The organism is Autumnicola aciditolerans (assembly GCF_041679265.1).
Lineage (GTDB): Bacteria > Bacteroidota > Bacteroidia > Flavobacteriales > Flavobacteriaceae > Autumnicola.
In genome coordinates this window covers 42,832-61,644 of record NZ_JBGFSM010000010.1, presented here as the reverse complement: position 1 = coordinate 61,644, position 18,813 = coordinate 42,832, and the positions used below count along the sequence as shown (strand labels likewise).

The following is an 18,813-nucleotide window of genomic DNA, read 5'->3' as shown; positions in this document are numbered from 1 at the left end:
GAAATTATGCGCAACTATAATTGGCTGTCAATAATGTTATAATGAAGAAAAAGAAAAAGGAAGTCACTATTTATGACCTTGCAAAGGAATTAAAATATTCTCCTTCTACCATCTCAAGAGCTCTCAATAACCACAAGAGCATCAGCCAGAAAGCGACTAAAGAAATTCAGAAGGTCGCCAAAAAAATGGGATACCGCCCAAATTCCATCGCAGCCAGCCTTCGGAATAACAAAAGCAAGACCATAGGTATAATGATTGCCCGTATTAACAGGCCTTTTATCGCTTCCTTAATTAGCGGCGTGGAAGAAGCTGCAAGAAAAGCGGGACATAATGTACTTATAAGTCAGTCCAACGATAAATACGCAAATGAAATAAATAATGCCAAAGCACTGTACGACAGCCGCATTTGTGGTTTAATTGTCTCCCTGGGGATGGAAACCAAAGACACCGGCCATTTTCAACAATTTATAGATCAGAATATCCCAATTGTTTTTGTAGACCGTGTGCCAGATGAGTTTAACTCTTACCGTGTGATTATTGATAATTACGCAGCAGGTTACCGTGCCACCAAGCATCTTATTGACCAGGGCTGCCAGAGGATTGCCCATTTTGCAGGCGCTCAGCATCTTAACGTTTATAATCTTCGGAAAAAAGGATATCTGGATGCCCTACGGGAGAATGCTATTGAAATTGATGAAGATTTAATTGTGGACTTTAACACCATGAGTTCTGAAGAAGGAGAAGAAGCCACCAACCGGCTGTTAGATATGGCCAATCCACCTGATGGCTTGTTTTCTTCAAATGACACTGCCGCCGTAAGCGCCATCCTAACTGCCAAGAAAAAAGGAGTAAAAGTGCCGGATGACTTTGCTGTAATTGGCTTTAATGACGATCCAATCGCCTCTATTGTTGAACCTGCTTTATCTACGGTTTCACATCCTGCCATGAAAATGGGAGAAATTTCAACCCAGCGTATTCTGGAGCATTCTTCCAGAAATCTCGATACCGACGTTTCAGAAATAACCATGTTGGATACAGAAATTATCGTAAGGAATTCCAGTAAAAAGAAAACTCCAGCAACTTTATTAGAAGCCGAATAGTTCCGGCAACCAAAGGCTTAGCTGAGGAAAAAGAATTACCAGGATTAACGAGATCAGCATTCCTGCAAAAAGAGGCAACAAAGGTTTTATTACCTTTTGAATTGTAGTATTTGCCACTCCAACCCCAATAAAAAGTACGGCACCAACCGGTGGCGTGCAAAGCCCAATACATAGATTCAGCACCATAATAATCCCGAAGTGAACAGGATCTATTCCCATTGCTGTAGCAACGGGAAGAAAAATGGGAGTAAAAATGAGCACTGCCGGGGTCATGTCCATAAAAATCCCAATAAACAGCAAGATAAGGTTGATTAGGATCATTACGATAATTGGATTATCGCTGAAGGACAGCAAAGCTGAAGTTACATCCTGCGGAATATTTTCATAAGACATAATCCAGGACATGGCAATGGACATGGCGATAAGCAACATTACCAGGGAAATAGTTCCGGCAGATTGCACCAGGATAGCCTTCAGGTCTTTAATGCCCACTTCTTTGTAAATGAAAGCAAGTATAAGGCAATACACCACCGCAACCGAAGACGCTTCAGTAGCGGTAAAAATTCCCGCAACAATGCCACCAATGATAATAAATAACAGAAACAGGCTTGGTAAAGCCGAAATAAAAGCTTTAAAAACCTGCGATGCAGAACTTCTTTTTCCTGTGGGAAAACCTTTCCTTTTAGCCCATATTAAGGCAATGATCATCAAAATAAGCCCTGTAAGGATTCCGGGAATATAACCCGCCAGAAAAAGCGCACCAATACTTACCCCGCCACTGGCCAGGGAATAAATGATGAAAATATTGCTGGGCGGGATAAGCAATCCCGTAGTAGCTGAAGTCACATTAACCGCCACCCCAAATTCCTTTGTATAGCCTTCCTTCTCCATACGTTCAGACATAAAACTTCCTATAGCTGCCGCGGCTGCACCGGCTGAACCTGCAATAGCACCAAACATCATAGCGGCAACAATATTTACATGGGCCAGGCCGCCTGGCAGGGAACCTACCAAAGATTTGGCAAATTCAATGAGTCGTTTGGCAATTCCGCCGTGATTCATAATATGCCCCGCCAGGATGAAAAAAGGTATGGCGAGCAGAGAAAAACTATCCAGGCCGGTCACAACTCTTTGTGCAATAGTGGTAAAGGCAGGAATAGAATTTATGCTGATGAGGATGGTGAGCAACGACGCTATACCAATACTCCATGCCACCGGAACACGAATACCAACAAGCACAACAAAACCAAGTACCAGTACAAGTATCTCCATTATTCCGTTTCTTTTAAAAGCATCTTTGCCTCCTGTACAGAGAGAAGCTTAAAATAAATTATAAGGAATCCGCAAACCGGAAGAATAGTATATACATATCCCATAGGCAGGCCCAGTGCGGCAGAGGTTTGCCCTAAATGGAAAGAAATATAGACATAGCGCAACCCGCCAATAACAAATACTGCCAGTACAAAAAGTGCAATTAATACGTAGGCTAAAATTTCGAGTTTTAGTTTCTTTTTTTCAGCCATGGAAGCTGGTAAAAGGTCTATGGCGATATGCCCGTTTTTACCGGAAACATAAGTTGCACCTACCATACTCACCCAAATAAGCATAAAACGCGCAAGTTCATCCGTCCATGAGCTTTGATCTTCAAATATATAGCGGGTGGCCACACCCCATAAAACGCTACAAAGCATAACGGCAAGTAAAATCACTAACAGCCATTCCAGCACAATATTCAGCCTCTTACGTATTTTCATAAGTCCTTTATTTCCTGCACGAGGTTGTAGAGGGAAGTATCTTTTTGTTTTAAAGCTTCAATGACGACTTCGCTTTCTTCGCGGAATTTTTCTTTATCAGGATAATTAACTTTCACTCCGGCTTTTAATATTTCTTCAAGCGCCTCTTTCTCGGATGCTTCCCAAAGTTCCCTCTCCTTGAGGGAAGCCTCCCTGGCGCTTTCGTTAATCCAACCTTTCTCCTCTTCACTCAGTTCCTCGTAAATAGAAGAACTTATAACCAGAATATCGGGAATAGCAGTATGCTGGTCCATAGAAAATTTCTTACAGATTTCATAATGCTTAGAGGAATAGAAGCTAGGTAAGTTATTCTCAGCACCATCTACCACCCCTTGTTGTAGCGAAGTATAAAGCTCTCCCCAGGAAACCGGCGTGGGAGATCCTCCCAAAGCTTTTACCAGGGCAATGGCAGTAGGGCTTTGCATTACCCTTATCTTCATACCCTGAAGGTCTTCCGGAGCCTCTATAGGCGTATCCATGGTATAGAATGAACGGCTGCCGGCATCAAAATAAGTAAGACCCCGCAACCAGTATTTTTCGCCGTCCATCAGCAGTTCTTTTCCCAGCTCACTATCATAAAGCTTATACCTATGTTGCCGGTCACGGAATAAATAAGGGTATCCAAAAACCCGCAATTTTGGAGAAAAGTTTTCCATTACCGCAGAAGATACCTTGGTCATGGCAAGGCTGCCAATCTGCAATAATTCCAGCGCCTGCCGCTCAGAGCCTAACTGGCTGCTGGGATAGATCTCAATACTAAGTTTCCCGCCCGATTTTTCCTTTACCTTTTCAGCAAAATATTCCATGGCGATATGCACAGGGTGCGTTACCCCTAAGCTATGCGCCAGCTTTAAAGATTTCCCTTCCTCCTTTTTTCCGCAGGCGAAAAATAGCAGCAAACAAAAACTGAAAAAGAAGAGTTTTTTTATCATTATTTGTCCTCAGCTTCGTAAAAACCGAAATATTCCTTTGCGTTATAATAGCAGATATCCTGAACAATTTTCCCCAGCCATTCCATATCTTCAGGAAGTTCCTTTTTCTGAATATCTTTCCCAAAAAGGTTACACAACACCCTCCTGAAATATTCATGACGCGGGAAAGAAAGCATGCTACGGCTATCGGTAAGCATTCCTACAAAACAGCTGATAAGGCCCATGTTTGAAAGAGAATTGAGTTGCTTCTCGATCCCATCTTTCTGGTCTAGGAACCACCAGGCAGAACCGTGCTGAATTTTTCCCTTCGGACTGTCACTCATAAAATTTCCCGCCATAGTTGCCATCACTTCATTATCTGCAGGATTTACATTGTAAAGGATAGTTTTCGGTAATGCCTTTTCTCTTTCCAGGCCATCCAGGAATTTTGCCAGTGGCTTTGCCTGCTCAAAATCGCCTATACTATCTACGCCTGCATTGGCACCTAATTCTTCCAGAAGCCTCGAATTTGCATTTCTCACCGGCCCCAGGTGCAACTGCATCACCCATTTTTTCTTAGCGTAGTACATGCCGAGATAATGCATTAATCCAGATTTATAGATCACAGCATCTTCAGCCTCTATTTCCTGCCCGCCCAGTTTCTTTTTTACAATTTCATCCAGTTCTTCATCGGTAAAATCTTCAGAACAGGCATAATCAAGCCCATGGTCTGAAAGGCGGCAGCCTACTTCATGAAAATACTCTATCCTGCTTTCAGCAGCTCTCTGCAGCGAACTAAAATTGGTGATCTCAATACCGGTTATTTCTGAAAGCCTTTCAATATAAACGCCAAAATCATTTTTTTCAATCCCCAGTAAACTATCCGGGCGAAAAGTAGGCAGGATTTTTATTTCGAATCCTTCATCTGCAAGTTGTTTATGATACTTCAGGTCATCTGCAGGATCATCGGAAGTACAAACTACTTCCACCTTCATCTTCTTCAGCAGGTTTCTTGCAGAATAAGCCGGGGTGGCCAGTAAATCGTTGCATTGATTATAAATTTTCTTCGCATTTTCGGGCTTCAAAAGATCAGTAATTCCAAAGTAGCGCTCCAGTTCCAGATGGCTCCAGTGGTATAACGGGTTTCTTACCGCATAAGGAATGGTGGTGGCCCATTTCATGAATTTTTCTTCATCAGTCCTTTCACCTGTAATGTAATCTTCGGGAATTCCTAGTGCCCGCATGGCCCGCCACTTATAGTGATCTCCCTTGATCCAAATTTCGGTTAAATTGGAAAACTGCCGGTCTTCTGCAATATCTTCAACGGGTAAATGGCAGTGAAAGTCAATAATGGGAAGCGATTCTGCAAAGCCATGATAAAGGTTTTGCGCAGCTTTAGTTTCGAGTAAAAAATTATCGTCTATAAAACTTTTCATTTAAAACTTTTAAGATTAGTTCAGGCTAAAAGTAGCTTCTTCAACTTCAGTCATACCCAGTTCAACATTTCTGGGATTGGGGGTAGAGCCTCCAATGTACACTTTAAATTCTCCTTTTTCCAGTACACGTTCTCCTTTCAGGTTAACCAGTTCCATCATCTGCGGGGTAATTTCAAAACTGATTTCTTCGGAAGCACCCGCCTGCAGTTTCACCCTTTTCACCCCGAATAACTGGTATTTTGGAGCGTCTACTGAAGTCTTTACGTCTGATACATATAGCTGCACCACTTCTTCAGCTTCTTTTTCCCCGGTGTTGGTAACTTTAACTGAAGCCTGCAGGGAATTGCCCTTTTTCACCTTATTCTTTGACAGCTTGATAGCAGAATAGTCAAAACTGGTATAGCTAAGTCCGTAGCCAAACGGGTACATTGGCGCCTCATCCATGTATTTGTAAGTCCTGCCGTTCATGCTGTAATCTTCATAAGGCGGCAGGTCATCAAGTGATTTTGGAAAAGTGATCGGTAATCTTCCCGAAGGAGAAACCTTGCCAAAAACAACATCGGCCACCGCGTTACCTCCTTCTTCGCCGGGATACCATACCAGCAACACCGCATCTGCCAGTTCATGCACTTTTTCAAGGTTCATTGGGCTGCCGCCGGTAATTACCGCAATAACAGGATTATCGCCTGCGGCATCGCTCAATTTTTGTAAATAATCGATCTGGTTTTGCGGAATATTATAATCCATTCTGTCTCCAAAGGTTTCCGAAGCAATAGACTCTCCTTCCTCACCTTCCAATACTCCTGAAATTCCCAAAACGGCAATAGTCGCATCGCTATTTCCCGCATTTGGGGAAGCCCAATCCTGTGGGTTTGCGTTGGGACGATCAAACAAGGTCCCCTGCCTGTACTGCATCTGGCTTTGTGGCTCGATAGCTCCTGCAAGCCCTTCAAGAATGGTTACTAAATCAGGATTTATTCCGTGGTAATTCCCCAGTAACACTTCTACACTTGTAGCATTAGGCCCGGTAACAAAATATTTGGAAAGATTATTCTTTAATGGAAGCGCCCCATTATTCTTCAACATTACAATTGACTTCTGCGCGGTTTTCCTGGCCAGCTGCCGGTGTTCTTCGGTATTTAAATTTTCCACAGAAAGTTTAGAATACGGGTTATCTTCAGCCGGATCAAAAAGGCCCAGCTTGAACTTGGTCTTTAGCAAAGTTGCCAGCTGTTCATCAATTTCCTCCTCGGTCACCAATCCCTGCTCTACTGCGGCGGGAAGATGCGGATAAACACTTCCGCAGTTAAGGTTTACCCCGCTTTTAATAGCAAGCGCAGCAGCCTCTTCAGGAGTTTCCACTACATTATGCCCTTCATAAAAATCAACTAAAGCCCAGCAATCACTCACAATATGCCCGTCAAAATTCCATTTATCACGCAAAACATCCTGGAGCAGATATTTATTGGCACAACAAGGTTCCCCGTTGGTGCTGTTGTAGGCGCACATGATGGTTTCCACATCGGCATCTACCAAAGCTTTAAATGCGGGCAGGTAAGTTTCCCATAAATCTTTTTGGGAGGCTTCCGCATTAAATTCGTGCCTTAGTTTTTCGGGGCCGCTGTGTACTGCAAAATGTTTTGCAGCCGCAGCCGTCTTCAAGTATTTTGGATTATCTCCCTGAAGGCCGTTTACAAAAGCAGTGCCCAGGATAGAAGTGAGATAAGGATCTTCTCCATAGGTTTCCTGCCCCCTTCCCCAACGCGGGTCCCTGAAAATATTGATATTCGGCGTCCAGAAAGTAAGGCCGCTGTACTGGCGGCGATAACCATTTTCAACTGCCGTATTATGTGTAGCCCTGGCTTCGTCTGAAATTGCAGAGGCCACTTCCTTTATAAGTTCTTCATCAAAAGTCGCCCCCATCCCTATGGCCTGTGGAAAGACCGTGGCAACGCCAGACCTTCCAATCCCGTGCAAAGCTTCGTTCCACCAGTTATATTCCGGGATCCCCAATCTTTCTACCGCCGGGCTGTTATGCACCATTTGCATTGCTTTCTCTTCCAGAGTCAATCGATTGATTAAATCCTGAACTCTTTCATCTACAGGCAAAGCGGGATCCCTAAAAGGATAAGCCCCGGAATTACCGGAATTTTGCGCATTGGCCTGAGCGGAAAAAACAATACCCATAGTAATGAGCAGGACTTTAGTAATTATTATTCTCATGGCTTCTATAGTATTGAAAATTATGATTTTTTGAAAATAAAGGGATGAATATCGCAATAGCTTAACAAATAACGCATAAATTTAAATTAAACGCAACCGATTGCGTAAAAAATTTTGTTTACATGCTTTTTTTACCTAATTTTCGCCATACATGTGCAAATTGCCATGAGCATCTTTTTTATTGACTCCTGTTTTATGAAACTTAAAAATCTAATTTTAAGCACCTTAACTCTCTTTTTAGCCACCACCTCTTTTTCCCAAAAGGGTTATAACCTATGGCTGCAATACAACAAAATTACAGATGCCCAACTTCAGAAAAATTATCTTAATAAGATCCAGGGAATAAAAATCTTAGGAAACTCGCCAACCCTTAATGTTTCTGCGGAAGAAATGCAGAACGCCTGGAAATCCTTCTTCGGAAAAGAACTTCCGGAGAAAAATTCAGGAGAAAATATACTGGTGCTGGGAAAAATGGATCAACTTCCGCAGCAGCTTCAACAAAACTTAAAACAGGATTTCGAAAATATCAATTCTGAAGGTTACATTATTAAAGAAGTAAAATTTGAAGGCAATAATACAATTCTTATAACCGGGAAATCCGACATAGGTGTACTTTACGGCAGTTTTCGGCTGCTTCGGGAAATGCAGTTGCACAATGGACTGTCCAACCTTGATATCTACAATAGTCCAAAAATCCAGAAAAGGGTGCTTAATCACTGGGATAACCTGGACCGCACGGTGGAAAGAGGTTATGCCGGCTTTTCCATCTGGGACTGGCATTTGCTGCCAGATCTTATCAAGCCTGAGTATACAGATTATGCCCGCGCTAACGCCTCTATTGGGATTAACGGGACCGTGCTTACCAATGTAAATGCCAATTCCCTTGTTTTAACTGAAGAATATATTAAAAAAGTAAAAGCGCTTGCTGAAGTTTTCAGACCCTACGGGATCCAGGTTTACCTTACCGCAAGATTTTCTTCTCCCATAGAAAGCGGTGGCCTGGAAACTGCCGATCCTTTAAATGAAGAAGTAAGGCAATGGTGGAAAGACAAAGCCGACCAGATTTATGCTGAAATTCCCGATTTTGGTGGATTTTTGGTTAAAGCGAATTCTGAAGGGCAGCCGGGACCAAATAACTATGGCCGCTCACATGTGGACGGCGCTAATATGCTCGCCGAAGCCGTGGCTCCTCATGGCGGAATAATTATGTGGCGCGCCTTTGTATATTCTGAGCATGACCCTGAAGATCGCGCAAAACAGGCTTATTCAGAATTTGTTCCTTTTGACGGAGAGTTTGCAGATAATGTTTTGCTACAGGTAAAAAACGGAGCTATAGATTTTCAGCCGCGGGAGCCATTTCATCCATTATTCGGTGCGATGCCTGATACTCCATTGATGATGGAGTTCCAGATCACGCAGGAATACCTTGGGTTTGCCACGCATCTGGTTTTTCTTCCGAAATTATTTGAAGAGACTTTAGAAGAAGACACTTTTGTTGATGGGGAAAATTCTACGGTTGCCAAAGTTATTGATGGCACACTTTCTAGTAAAAAGCTTACCGGAATGGCAGGAGTCGCAAATATTGGAAATGAAAGAAACTGGACGGGGCATCCCTTTGCCCAGGCCAACTGGTATGGTTTTGGCCGCCTCGCCTGGGATCCCTATCTCTCTTCAGAAGAAATAGCCGAAGAATGGCTGAAAATGACTTTTACCAATAATGAGGATTTTGTTGAACCCATGAAAGAAATGATGCTGGAATCCCGCGAAACCGTGGTAAAATATATGACGCCGCTGGGCCTTCATCATATTATGCGCACCGGCCACCATTACGGTCCCGGTCCATGGGTAAGTAATCTTTCCCGCCCGGAATGGAATCCGGTTTATTACCATAAGGCAGATTCGGCAGGAATTGGTTTTGACCGTACAAAAAGCGGCAGCAATGCCCTGGATCAGTACGCCGATCCTATTGCTGAAAGATATAGTTCTCCGGAAACCACTCCGGAAAAATATCTTTTATGGTTCCACCACCTGCCCTGGGACTATAAAATGAAAGACGGAAAAACCCTGTGGTACAATATGGCCGCAAAATACCAGGAAGGCGTGGAAGAAGTTGAAGGTATGGCAGAAACCTGGAAAAAAATGGAATCCTATGTAGATGAGGAAAGATTTGAAAAAGTTTCCATGCTGTTGCAAATCCAGCTGAAGGAAGCCAAATGGTGGAGGGATGCCTGCCTTCTTTATTTCCAGCAATTCTCTAATATGGAAATGCCCGACTTCATCCCTGAACCCGAACATACCTTAGAATACTATAAAAATTTAAAAACCCCCTATGCTCCGGGAATATAATTTTTCGGAAAATTTGAAAACCTGAATAAGGAGAAAAAGAACTGGAAAGTCCAAAATCTCCCAAATCTTATTTTTAATGAAAGAAAATCTAACCGCAATTGTTACCGGCGCCAACGCCGGCTTAGGCTACGCCACCGCTAAAAAATTATGCGACAACGGCGTTACTACTTATGTAAATGGCAGAAACGAAGAAAAAACCAAAAAGGCCTGTGAGGAACTTGGCCCTAATGCCAAACCTTTTATCCTGGACCTCAACAACCTTAAAGATATTCCCGCTGCGGTGGCAAAAATAGCCAAAGAAGCAGGAAGCATAGACATCCTGGTGAATAATGCAGGAATAAACATGAAAAAAGAATTTATGGAAGTGACCGATGAGGAATTCCAGTCCATTCTGCATACTAATATTACCAGCGTTTTTGTAATGAGCCGCGAGGTTTCAAAATATATGAAGGAGAAGAACGCAGGAAGTATTATTAACATAAGCTCTATGGCGGCGCAGTACGGCATTCCAAAGGTGATCGCTTATTCTGCCAGTAAAACTGCTATTGAAGGAATGACCCGCGCCATGGCTGTTGATCTTGCCGAATTTGGAATAAGAGTGAACTGTGTGGCTCCGGGATTCATCAAAACCAATATGAGCAGCAAGGCACTGGATAGTGAGCCGGAAAGAAAAAAGAAGGTGCTCTCCAGGACCCCAATGGGCAAACTGGGAGACCCTTCAGACGTGGCAGATGCCGTATTTTATTATGCGACGACCGAATCAAAATTTACCACAGGAACTATTTTGCCTATAGACGGCGGAAATTCAATAGGATTTTAAAACATAGCTCCATAAAGAATAATTAAAAGCTGATACAAAATATCAGCAGGTATTTAACTGCTGAAGTCTTCTAAAACATTGCCGTTATGAAAAATAAAATACTAAACCTTAGTTTCCTACTGCTTTGTGTCCTGTCACTCTTTAGCTGTAAGTCCAATTCCGAAGAAAAAGAGAATTCAGAAATTGCTTCCGCAGAAAAAAAAGAAGAAAAAGGGCTTAAAGATTATTATGAAGGCTATTTCCCCATTGGCGTAGCGGTTGCGCCGCGATCACTTGAAGGGCAATCCAAAGATCTTATCCTGGAACAATTTAATAGCCTTACTCCGGAAAACGTTATGAAAATGGGAGAAATCCATCCCGAACAAAACCAGTATTACTGGGAAGCTGCCGATAAAATTGCTGAGTTTGCACGGGAACATGATATGAAAATGCGTGGCCATGCCCTGGTATGGCACCAGCAAACCGGCGATTGGATTTTTAAAGCTGAAGATGGCGGCCAGGTGAGCAAAGAAGAGCTTTTACAACGCATGAAAACCCATATAGACAGCGTGGTTTCCAGGTACAAAGGAACAATTTACGCCTGGGATGTGGTGAATGAGGCCATATCAGACAATCCCGAAGAATTCTTAAGAAATTCCCCCTGGTATGAAATTGCCGGTGAGGATTTTCTGATAAAAGCTTTTGAATATGCGCATGAAGCCGACCCTGAAGCCAAGCTTTTCTACAACGATTACAATGCCATTATTCCTGAAAAAAGGGAGCGGATTTACAGGCTTCTAAAACTGCTGAAAGACAAAGGCGCCCCGATTGACGGCGTGGGAATCCAGGCACACTGGTCAATTTTTGACCCTTCCGAAAAAGATTTAAGGAAAGCCATAGACAAATATTCTTCGTTGGGCCTTGACGTGCAGATAACAGAACTCGACGTTTCCCTTTATCCGTGGGAAAAGGAACGAAGGGAATTAAGAGAGGGCGAATCTGATGAATTTACCCCTGAAATGGAGCAACGGCAAATTGAAAGTTATGATATGTTTTTTAAAGTTTTCAGGGATTATAAAGACGTGCTGACAGGAGTTACTTTTTGGAATGTATCTGACAATTACAGCTGGCTTGACCATTATCCTGTAGAAGGCAGAAAAAATTATCCGCTGCTTTTTGATGAAAATTATGAGCCGAAAAAAGCGTACTGGAAGGTGGTTGAGTTTGACGAAAAAAATTAAGAAAATGAAAATTTCCGCAGCAGCAAGATTAAAGAAAAGAATTTTTTACGGTGTAATGGCTTTTTTGCTTCCGGCGCTTGGCTTTGCGCAGGAAAGTTATATCACCAATAATGCTGAAGAAGGAGCTTTTACTTTAGCTTCTGCTTCAGAATCACCATCAATTTATCTAAATACTGAAGATTTTAAAGGCGTAAAAATGGTAGCCAAGGACCTGAGCCAGGATATTGAAAGGGTGACGGGAAGGCTTCCGAAGATAGACAGCACTGGAGAAGTAAGTGCTAAAACGGCAATTATCGTAGGTACGCTGGGTAAAAGTCCGCTTATTGATCAACTCGCCGGTAACGGGAAGTTAGACGTATCGGAGATTGTGGGGAACTGGGAAAATTTCAGCATACAGGTAGTGGAGAATCCAATGCCCAATGTGGAAAAAGCCCTGGTAATAGCTGGGAGCGACAAGCGGGGGACGATTTTTGGCATGTACGATGTTTCTGAAGAAATGGGTGTTTCTCCCTGGTACTGGTGGGCAGATGTTCCTGCTAAAAAAGCTGATGAGATTTACGTGAAAAGCGGAAAATTTACTGATGGTTCCCCAAAAGTAAAATACCGCGGAATTTTTATTAATGATGAAGCCCCTGCCCTCTCCGGCTGGATCATGGAAAATTTTGGCGGCTTTAACAGTCAGTTTTACGAGCATGTTTTTGAACTTATTCTACGCCTGAAAGGTAATTATCTCTGGCCGGCAATGTGGGGCAGGGCGTTTTATGATGACGATCCAAAAAATCCCAAACTGGCCAATGATTATGGCATTGTGATAGGAACTTCACACCACGAACCTTTGATGCGTGCCCATGCGGAATGGGGAAAATATGGTGAAGGCCCCTGGGATTATACCAAAAACAAAGAGAACCTCCAGGAATTTTGGCGCAAAGGCATGGAAAGAATGGGCGATAATGAGAGCCTGGTTACCATTGGAATGCGCGGCGACGGAGATGAGCCTATGAGCGAAGGCACGGCTATAAACCTGCTGGAAAATATTGTGGCAGACCAAAGGCAGATAATTTCTGAAGTTACCGGGAAACCTGCTGAAGAAACTCCACAGGTTTGGGCGCTTTATAAAGAAGTACAGGATTATTACGACCAGGGAATGCGGGTGCCGGATGATGTTACCTTACTGCTTTCTGACGATAACTGGGGAAACATAAGAAAATTGCCAAATCCTGAGGAAGAAGCACGGGAAGGCGGCTACGGAATTTATTATCATTATGATTATGTTGGTGGCCCGCGAAACTATAAATGGATTAACACCACACAAATTTCCAGGGTTTGGGAACAGATGAACCTGGCCTATGATTTTGGGGCAGATCGCCTGTGGATTGTTAATGTTGGCGATATTAAGCCTATGGAATATCCCATTAGTTTTTTCCTGGATTTCGCCTGGAATCCTGAAAAAATCGCTGCAGAAGACCTTAAGCAATATACTGTAGATTGGGCAGCGGATCAATTCCCAAAGGAATATGCTGAAGAAACCGCAGATTTACTGCTCACTTATACCAACTACAACAGCCGCAGAAAACCAGAACTTATTAGCCCCGAAACTTACAGCCTTACCAATTTTGACGAAGCAGATAAGGTGCTGAAAGATTTTGATGCCCTGGAAGAAAAAGCAGAAAATGTGTACAGTAAACTTCCGCAGGAATATAAAGATGCTTTTTACCAACTGGTTTTATTTCCGGTAAAGGCTTCTGCAAACCTCAACAGGCTTTATATAGCGGCGGGAAAAAATAAATTGTATGCAGAACAAGGCCGGGCTTCAGCCAATAAATATGCTGATAAAGTAGAGGAGTATTTTGAAAAAGATGCCGAATTAACTGATTACTACCACAACGAACTGGCTGATGGCAAATGGAACCACATGATGTCCCAAACGCATATTGGCTACACCTACTGGCAACAGCCCGAGCAAAATAATATTCCGGAGGTAAAAAGAATCGAAATACCTGAAGATGCCGCAATGGGCATTAGTGTTACCGGCTCAAATGAAGCATGGCCACAAACTTCAGGGCAGGCAAAACTTCCGGTATTGAGCCCATACAGTAATGTAAAGCCGAAAATCACCATTTTCAATAAAGGGCAGGAAGAATTCAAATATAAGGTCAAAAACAAAAAGGACTGGCTTCAGCTTTCTTCGGAAAAAGGAAAAGTAAACGATTCCGAAGAAATTGCTTTGAATATTGACTGGAATTCGGCGACAAAAGGAACTACTGAAGTTCCGCTAACGATTAAAGGGCCGGGCAGGACAAAAGTTGAAGTTATTGTTCCTGTTTATAATCCTGCCGAAGAAAACATTTCAGGTTACGTGGAAAGCAACGGCTATATTTCTATCCCCGCAACGGGATTTTCAGAAAAATCTGAAGGAGAAAACAGCTGGAAGGAAATTCCGAATTTAGGAAAGACCGGCGCTGCAATGTCTTCAGGAGAAATGCAGCCTGGCCAGGAATTCACTGAAGATAATCCTTCCTTAAATTATGAATTCTATACATTTGAATCTGGTAATGTGGAAGTGGAATTTACTTTATCTCCCAGCCTGGATTTTCTTGACCGGGGCGGACTAAGATTTGCGGCATCCATTGATGGAAAAGAACCTAAAATATTAAATCTGCAGGAGGACACGGAGGACGACTGGAATACTTCAGTAGCTAATAATGCCACCAGGGTGACTGCCTCTTTTGATCTTGGAGCCGGCGGGAACCACAGCTTAAAAATCTGGGCGGTAGACCCGGGAATTGTGCTTCAGAAGATCCTCATTAAAACAAGGGAAGTTGGTGATTCTTATCTCGGGCCGCCGGAAAGTGTGAAGGTCGAATAATTTAAAATGTATTAATGTAGCAATGAATTGGTGCGCAGTTTGAGTCTTTTAGGAGGCAGACCGTAGTGGAGAACCCGTTCTTACTACGAACATTTAAATTAACTTCTCGACTGCACTCGAGTGGACTTTAGGGTTCACTTTTCGTAAAATAATCATTCATGGGTACGGCAGTTGCTTTTAGCAGGATATTATTCCGGTTTCAATATCATTTAGTAAATTGCTTGCCCTGAATATTATCTTCAGATTAATAAAAAATGAAATTATCAGCCTACATACTTTCTATTGCACTTTCTGCAGCATTCATTTCCTGCCAGGATTCAGAAAAAGAAAATTCGCAGACTGTTGTTCAGCAGAAAGAAAAATCTTCCTATGATCTTCTGGTAAAAAAGCCCGATAGTATTGCTGTACCCGAAGGCATGCAATGGGTTTCCGGCGTGAAATTCACTATGGGTGCAACCGGGGATGATCCTTATGCCCTACCCAGAGAAAAACCGGCACACCCTGTAGCGGTGGACGGTTTTTTTATGGATGTAACCGAAGTAACCAATGCCGAATTTGCCGAATTTGTGAAGGAAACAGGCTATGTTACCGTTGCTGAAAGGCCGGTGAACTGGGAAGAAATGAAAAAGCAGCTACCACAAGGCACTCCAAAACCGCCGGACAGTATTTTGCAGCCTGGCTCCCTGGTTTTCAAAAAAAGCCTTGAAAAGGTTAATAATCTCAATGATTATTCCCAGTGGTGGGAATGGAAACTTGGCGCTAACTGGAGACATCCTTACGGCCCGGGAACCTCTATAGAAGGTAAAATGGATTATCCCGTAGTTCATGTTTCTTATGAAGATGCCTTTGCCTATTGTAAATGGGCGGGCAGAAGCCTTCCTACGGAAGCGGAGTGGGAAGCTGCCGCAAAAGGGCAGCTTAACGGCGGGATTTATACGTGGGGAGATGAAGAAAAAAAACTGAACGAAAATGCAAATACCTGGCAGGGCACATTTCCTACAGAGAACACACCTGAAGATGGCTTTAAATATGCCGCACCAGTGAAATCCTTTCCGCCAAACAGTATAGGATTATATGATATGGCAGGAAATGTTTGGGAAATTACTACCGATTGGTTTGACGTTAATTATTATAACCAGGCGTTAAATGAGGGAGAACAGATTAATCCACAAGGTTCAGAAAGGCCATATAATCCCGATAATCCGTATGAACCGGAGAAAGTGATGAAGGGCGGATCTTTTTTATGTAATAAATCCTATTGTGCCAGTTACCGTATTTCAGCAAGGATGGGAATGTCTATAGATTCAGGGACAGATCATGTGGGCTTTCGAACAATATTACGGCCAGCAGCAAAATCTTATTAAGGTGCTTATGTTTTTTTATCCTGAGGCACCTGGGTGGTCACAATTAAAATTCCAAGGCCGGCAAGCACGGCGCCCACAATAAAAGGAACTATAAACCCAAATCTTACGGCATAACCTGATAGGAAAGATCCAAGGGAGATTCCTAAACCAAAAGCCATAGTTACCACAGAAAGCTGGGTACCCGTCTGGCCTTTTTGAGCAAGGTCGCCGGCAAGTGCAAGTGCCGGAGCAAACACCATTGCGGCGCTAATGCCCTGGAAAGCCCGGGCAGCGATCATATGCCAGGATTCTGTGGCAATCCCCTGTGCCAGTTCTGCAGGAATTAAGGCAATAAGCCCTATTACGATAAAAATCTTACGTCCATATTTGTCACTGGCTTTACCTATTAAGGGCTGGAATATGGCCAAAACCCCAATTAGCGCACTAAATTCTACTGAAAATAAGAAAGCACCCTGCCCTAAACGTTGATTGGTTTCGGTTTCTATAGGAGCTAAAAGAGAGAAGCCAAAACTCATTATAAGCGTTGCCAGACCAAGGGCAAAAATGGGATCCAGGATCCGCCCTTTTTCCGTAGATTTTACGCGGATGGACATTTTCCTGTCGCTGGGTTCAATATCTGCAGGATCGTGCACCAGCAGGGAGACCAGCGCAGCACCTAGTAAGGCTGCAAATGAAGCAATGTAAAAAGAAGCGGTGAAGCCATCTATAGTTCCCAAAACAGGAACATTATATGGCCCTCCCTGTGCCAGAACGCCACTTATTAAAGGACCGGCGCCAAACCCGATTAGCCTGAAAGAATTGTACACGCCCATATTATTTCCCCTGCTGCCTTTACCACTAAGTTCGCTTACCAGTGCCAGGCTGGCCGTAATAGTAAGTGCCGCGGCCAGGCCCTGGAATGCCCTTACAATCATTAGTGCCCAGTAGGTGTGGACAAAGGAATAACTAAAATTGGCAATGGTAAAAAGCCCGAGCCCAAACAGAACAAAGAGTTTTCTTTTTCCGAATTTATCGGAAAGCCTTCCTGCAAAAGGTTGGGTGAAACTTGTTATGAGACCAAAAAGGCCAAGCACCAGCCCGGTAATAAAGGATTCTGAAAGTCCGAAGAATTCTCCCTGTACTTTTTCACTGGCGATGTAAAGCGGGAGCACCACGATAAGAAAAGAATTCCCCAGTGAATCTGCCATTCTTGCAATTCCAAGGATTATAATTCGCTTATCGGTTCCAAACATATTCTGCCGCTATCTGGTAATTTAAATTTTCAGGGGAACTTCAAAATTAAATAATACGGCAGCAGAAGCGGTTTTAACGGCTGATAAAATGTTGTTAAGATACAGGCCATAACGGCCATTCTTCAGAAGAAAATGTAAAAAAGGCCTTAGATTATTCCCTAAAGCCCTTTACTTTGATTATTAACATTAACGATTTAATTAATACACCCTGCCAATCATAGGGTTCTCAACTATAGTTTTTTTGAGTTCTTTAAAATCTACTTCCCCCTGATATTTCCATACCACCTCTCCGCCGGGCTCAATAAGCATGGTGTAGGGCAAAGCACCATTCCAATCTGGATCTATGGCTTCTATTAAAGCATATTTATCGTCATTGGTAACTATATGATTCTCTAAAGCTGAATTGGCTTCTTCTAAAAATTCCAGGGCTTTATCTTTTTTGGAAAGTTTATCTGCTGAAACCGATACGAACTCAAAATCCCTGGCGCCAAACATCCGCTGGATGGTAACAAATTCAGGATATTCAATCCTGCAAGGGGCACACCATGTTGCCCATACATTTATTAACCTAAGATTATCACTGTTATTATCAATTAATTTTTTGATATCCTGCATAGAACTTTCAGTTAATTCCACTTCTTTATCAGCCCACATGGCATCTGTTTTTTTCCTGTTTTCTGTCTTCCAGGCCCATTTTGTGGAGCAACCAAAGGTTTTGGTAACCGGGTCTTCTATTTCTTCTCCTGCCAGAACTTTATCCAGCGCATTCCTAAGATCTTCCCCATTAGTTGTGCCTGGTTTTTCGGTATCATCTATCCTACCCACATACTGTAATTTCCTGTCCGGGCCAAAAACAAACGCATGGGGGGTAGCAGCAGGGCCATAGGCAAGGGATACCTCCTGGGTATCACCATCATATAAATAAGGGAAGTTGAAATTTTTATTTTTTGCCCTTACCTGCATTTCTTCAAAAGTATCACCCATGTCTGAATATCCCAGCTCCTCCGGCAACAAACCCAGCGGACTATTGGGAGAAATAGCAATTAATTGCACGCTTTTATCACTATAATCTGAAGCGATTGCTTTTATACGGTCCTCATAAGCCTGGGCCGTAGGACAGTGGTTACAGGTAAAAATGACTGCAAGCACTTTGGCATCTTCATAATCTGATAAAGAATGGTATTCTTCATCTACCCCGGGAAGGTTGAAATCTGGGGCCTTACTTCCTATTTCAAGGGTTTTTACCTCCTGCTTGGGTACCGGCTGTGGATCACTGGCAAAGGCAAAAGCTATTCCAGCTTCTGAGTTTTCTTCCTGTAAATCCCGGGAATCCTCCTCATTGGTATTTTCCTTATCACTTTTACACTGAACCAACAGGAACAATGTAAAAAGTAAAAAAGCAAATTTTACGGTCCTTACATAAAGTTCTTTTATTCTTTCCATAATATTACTATTCTTAATGCTAATCTGTAAACTACCTAAAAAGTTTCAGGACTCATTTT

General features: G+C 42.8%; 13 protein-coding genes. 6 read left to right on the top strand and 7 right to left on the bottom strand.

Annotation, left to right across the window (positions count from 1 at the left end; translation table 11 throughout):
* The first annotated feature begins 41 nt into the window (after positions 1–41).
* On the top strand, positions 42–1,100 hold the full coding sequence (locus AB8M93_RS12120; RefSeq protein ID WP_373058003.1) for a LacI family DNA-binding transcriptional regulator: 1,059 nt from the start codon (positions 42–44) through the stop codon (positions 1,098–1,100).
* On the opposite strand, the gene AB8M93_RS12115 is transcribed toward AB8M93_RS12120, so the two are convergent.
* From AB8M93_RS12115 to AB8M93_RS12095, 5 genes are read right to left on the bottom strand one after another with little or no spacing between them, the layout of a single operon-like run.
* Positions 1,086–2,372: a TRAP transporter large permease gene (locus AB8M93_RS12115; protein ID WP_373058001.1), complete on the bottom strand. Its 1,287-nt coding sequence runs from the start codon at positions 2,370–2,372 to the stop codon at positions 1,086–1,088. The two genes, AB8M93_RS12120 and AB8M93_RS12115, sit on opposite strands and share 15 nt — an antisense overlap.
* Positions 2,372–2,854, bottom strand: coding sequence for a TRAP transporter small permease (locus AB8M93_RS12110; RefSeq protein ID WP_373057999.1), 483 nt, complete (start codon positions 2,852–2,854; stop codon positions 2,372–2,374). The genes AB8M93_RS12115 and AB8M93_RS12110 overlap by 1 nt, the downstream gene beginning before the upstream one ends.
* Positions 2,851–3,825 (bottom strand): TRAP transporter substrate-binding protein, encoded by a 975-nt coding sequence (locus AB8M93_RS12105; RefSeq protein WP_373057997.1) that lies wholly within the window; start codon positions 3,823–3,825, stop codon positions 2,851–2,853. Before AB8M93_RS12105 ends, AB8M93_RS12110 begins: the two co-directional genes overlap by 4 nt.
* Positions 3,825–5,240 carry a glucuronate isomerase gene (uxaC, locus tag AB8M93_RS12100; RefSeq protein WP_373057995.1) on the bottom strand — a complete coding sequence of 472 codons (1,416 nt, stop codon included), beginning with the start codon at positions 5,238–5,240 and terminating at the stop codon, positions 3,825–3,827. The genes AB8M93_RS12105 and uxaC overlap by 1 nt, the downstream gene beginning before the upstream one ends.
* 15 nt (positions 5,241–5,255) lie before the next feature.
* On the bottom strand, positions 5,256–7,463 hold the full coding sequence (locus AB8M93_RS12095; RefSeq protein ID WP_373057993.1) for a glycoside hydrolase family 3 N-terminal domain-containing protein: 2,208 nt from the start codon (positions 7,461–7,463) through the stop codon (positions 5,256–5,258).
* Positions 7,464–7,628: 165 nt separating this feature from the next.
* On the opposite strand from AB8M93_RS12095, the gene AB8M93_RS12090 reads away from it, so the two are divergent.
* The 5 genes from AB8M93_RS12090 to AB8M93_RS12070 all read left to right on the top strand — a co-directional run bounded on the left by AB8M93_RS12090 (position 7,629) and on the right by AB8M93_RS12070 (position 16,079).
* A complete protein-coding gene (locus AB8M93_RS12090; protein ID WP_373057991.1) occupies positions 7,629–9,809 on the top strand; it encodes an alpha-glucuronidase family glycosyl hydrolase in 2,181 nt (726 codons plus the stop codon).
* 76 nt (positions 9,810–9,885) lie between these two features.
* Positions 9,886–10,629, top strand: a complete 744-nt coding sequence (locus AB8M93_RS12085) for an SDR family NAD(P)-dependent oxidoreductase (RefSeq protein WP_373057989.1) — start codon at positions 9,886–9,888, stop codon at positions 10,627–10,629.
* A gap of 86 nt (positions 10,630–10,715) precedes the next feature.
* Positions 10,716–11,849 carry an endo-1,4-beta-xylanase gene (locus tag AB8M93_RS12080; protein ID WP_373057987.1) on the top strand — a complete coding sequence of 378 codons (1,134 nt, stop codon included), beginning with the start codon at positions 10,716–10,718 and terminating at the stop codon, positions 11,847–11,849.
* Positions 11,850–11,853: 4 nt separating this feature from the next.
* Positions 11,854–14,715: a glycosyl hydrolase 115 family protein gene (locus AB8M93_RS12075; RefSeq protein ID WP_373057985.1), complete on the top strand. Its 2,862-nt coding sequence runs from the start codon at positions 11,854–11,856 to the stop codon at positions 14,713–14,715.
* A gap of 254 nt (positions 14,716–14,969) precedes the next feature.
* Positions 14,970–16,079: a formylglycine-generating enzyme family protein gene (locus tag AB8M93_RS12070; RefSeq protein WP_373057983.1), complete on the top strand. Its 1,110-nt coding sequence runs from the start codon at positions 14,970–14,972 to the stop codon at positions 16,077–16,079.
* A 5-nt stretch (positions 16,080–16,084) separates the two neighbouring features.
* On the opposite strand, the gene AB8M93_RS12065 is transcribed toward AB8M93_RS12070, so the two are convergent.
* Both AB8M93_RS12065 and AB8M93_RS12060 read right to left on the bottom strand, forming a co-directional pair.
* Entirely contained in the window at positions 16,085–17,266 is a 1,182-nt protein-coding gene (locus tag AB8M93_RS12065; protein WP_373057981.1) for an MFS transporter, read from the bottom strand.
* Between the two features lie 243 nt (positions 17,267–17,509).
* Positions 17,510–18,754, bottom strand: a complete 1,245-nt coding sequence (locus AB8M93_RS12060) for a redoxin domain-containing protein (protein ID WP_373057979.1) — start codon at positions 18,752–18,754, stop codon at positions 17,510–17,512.
* Positions 18,755–18,813: the final 59 nt, after the last annotated feature.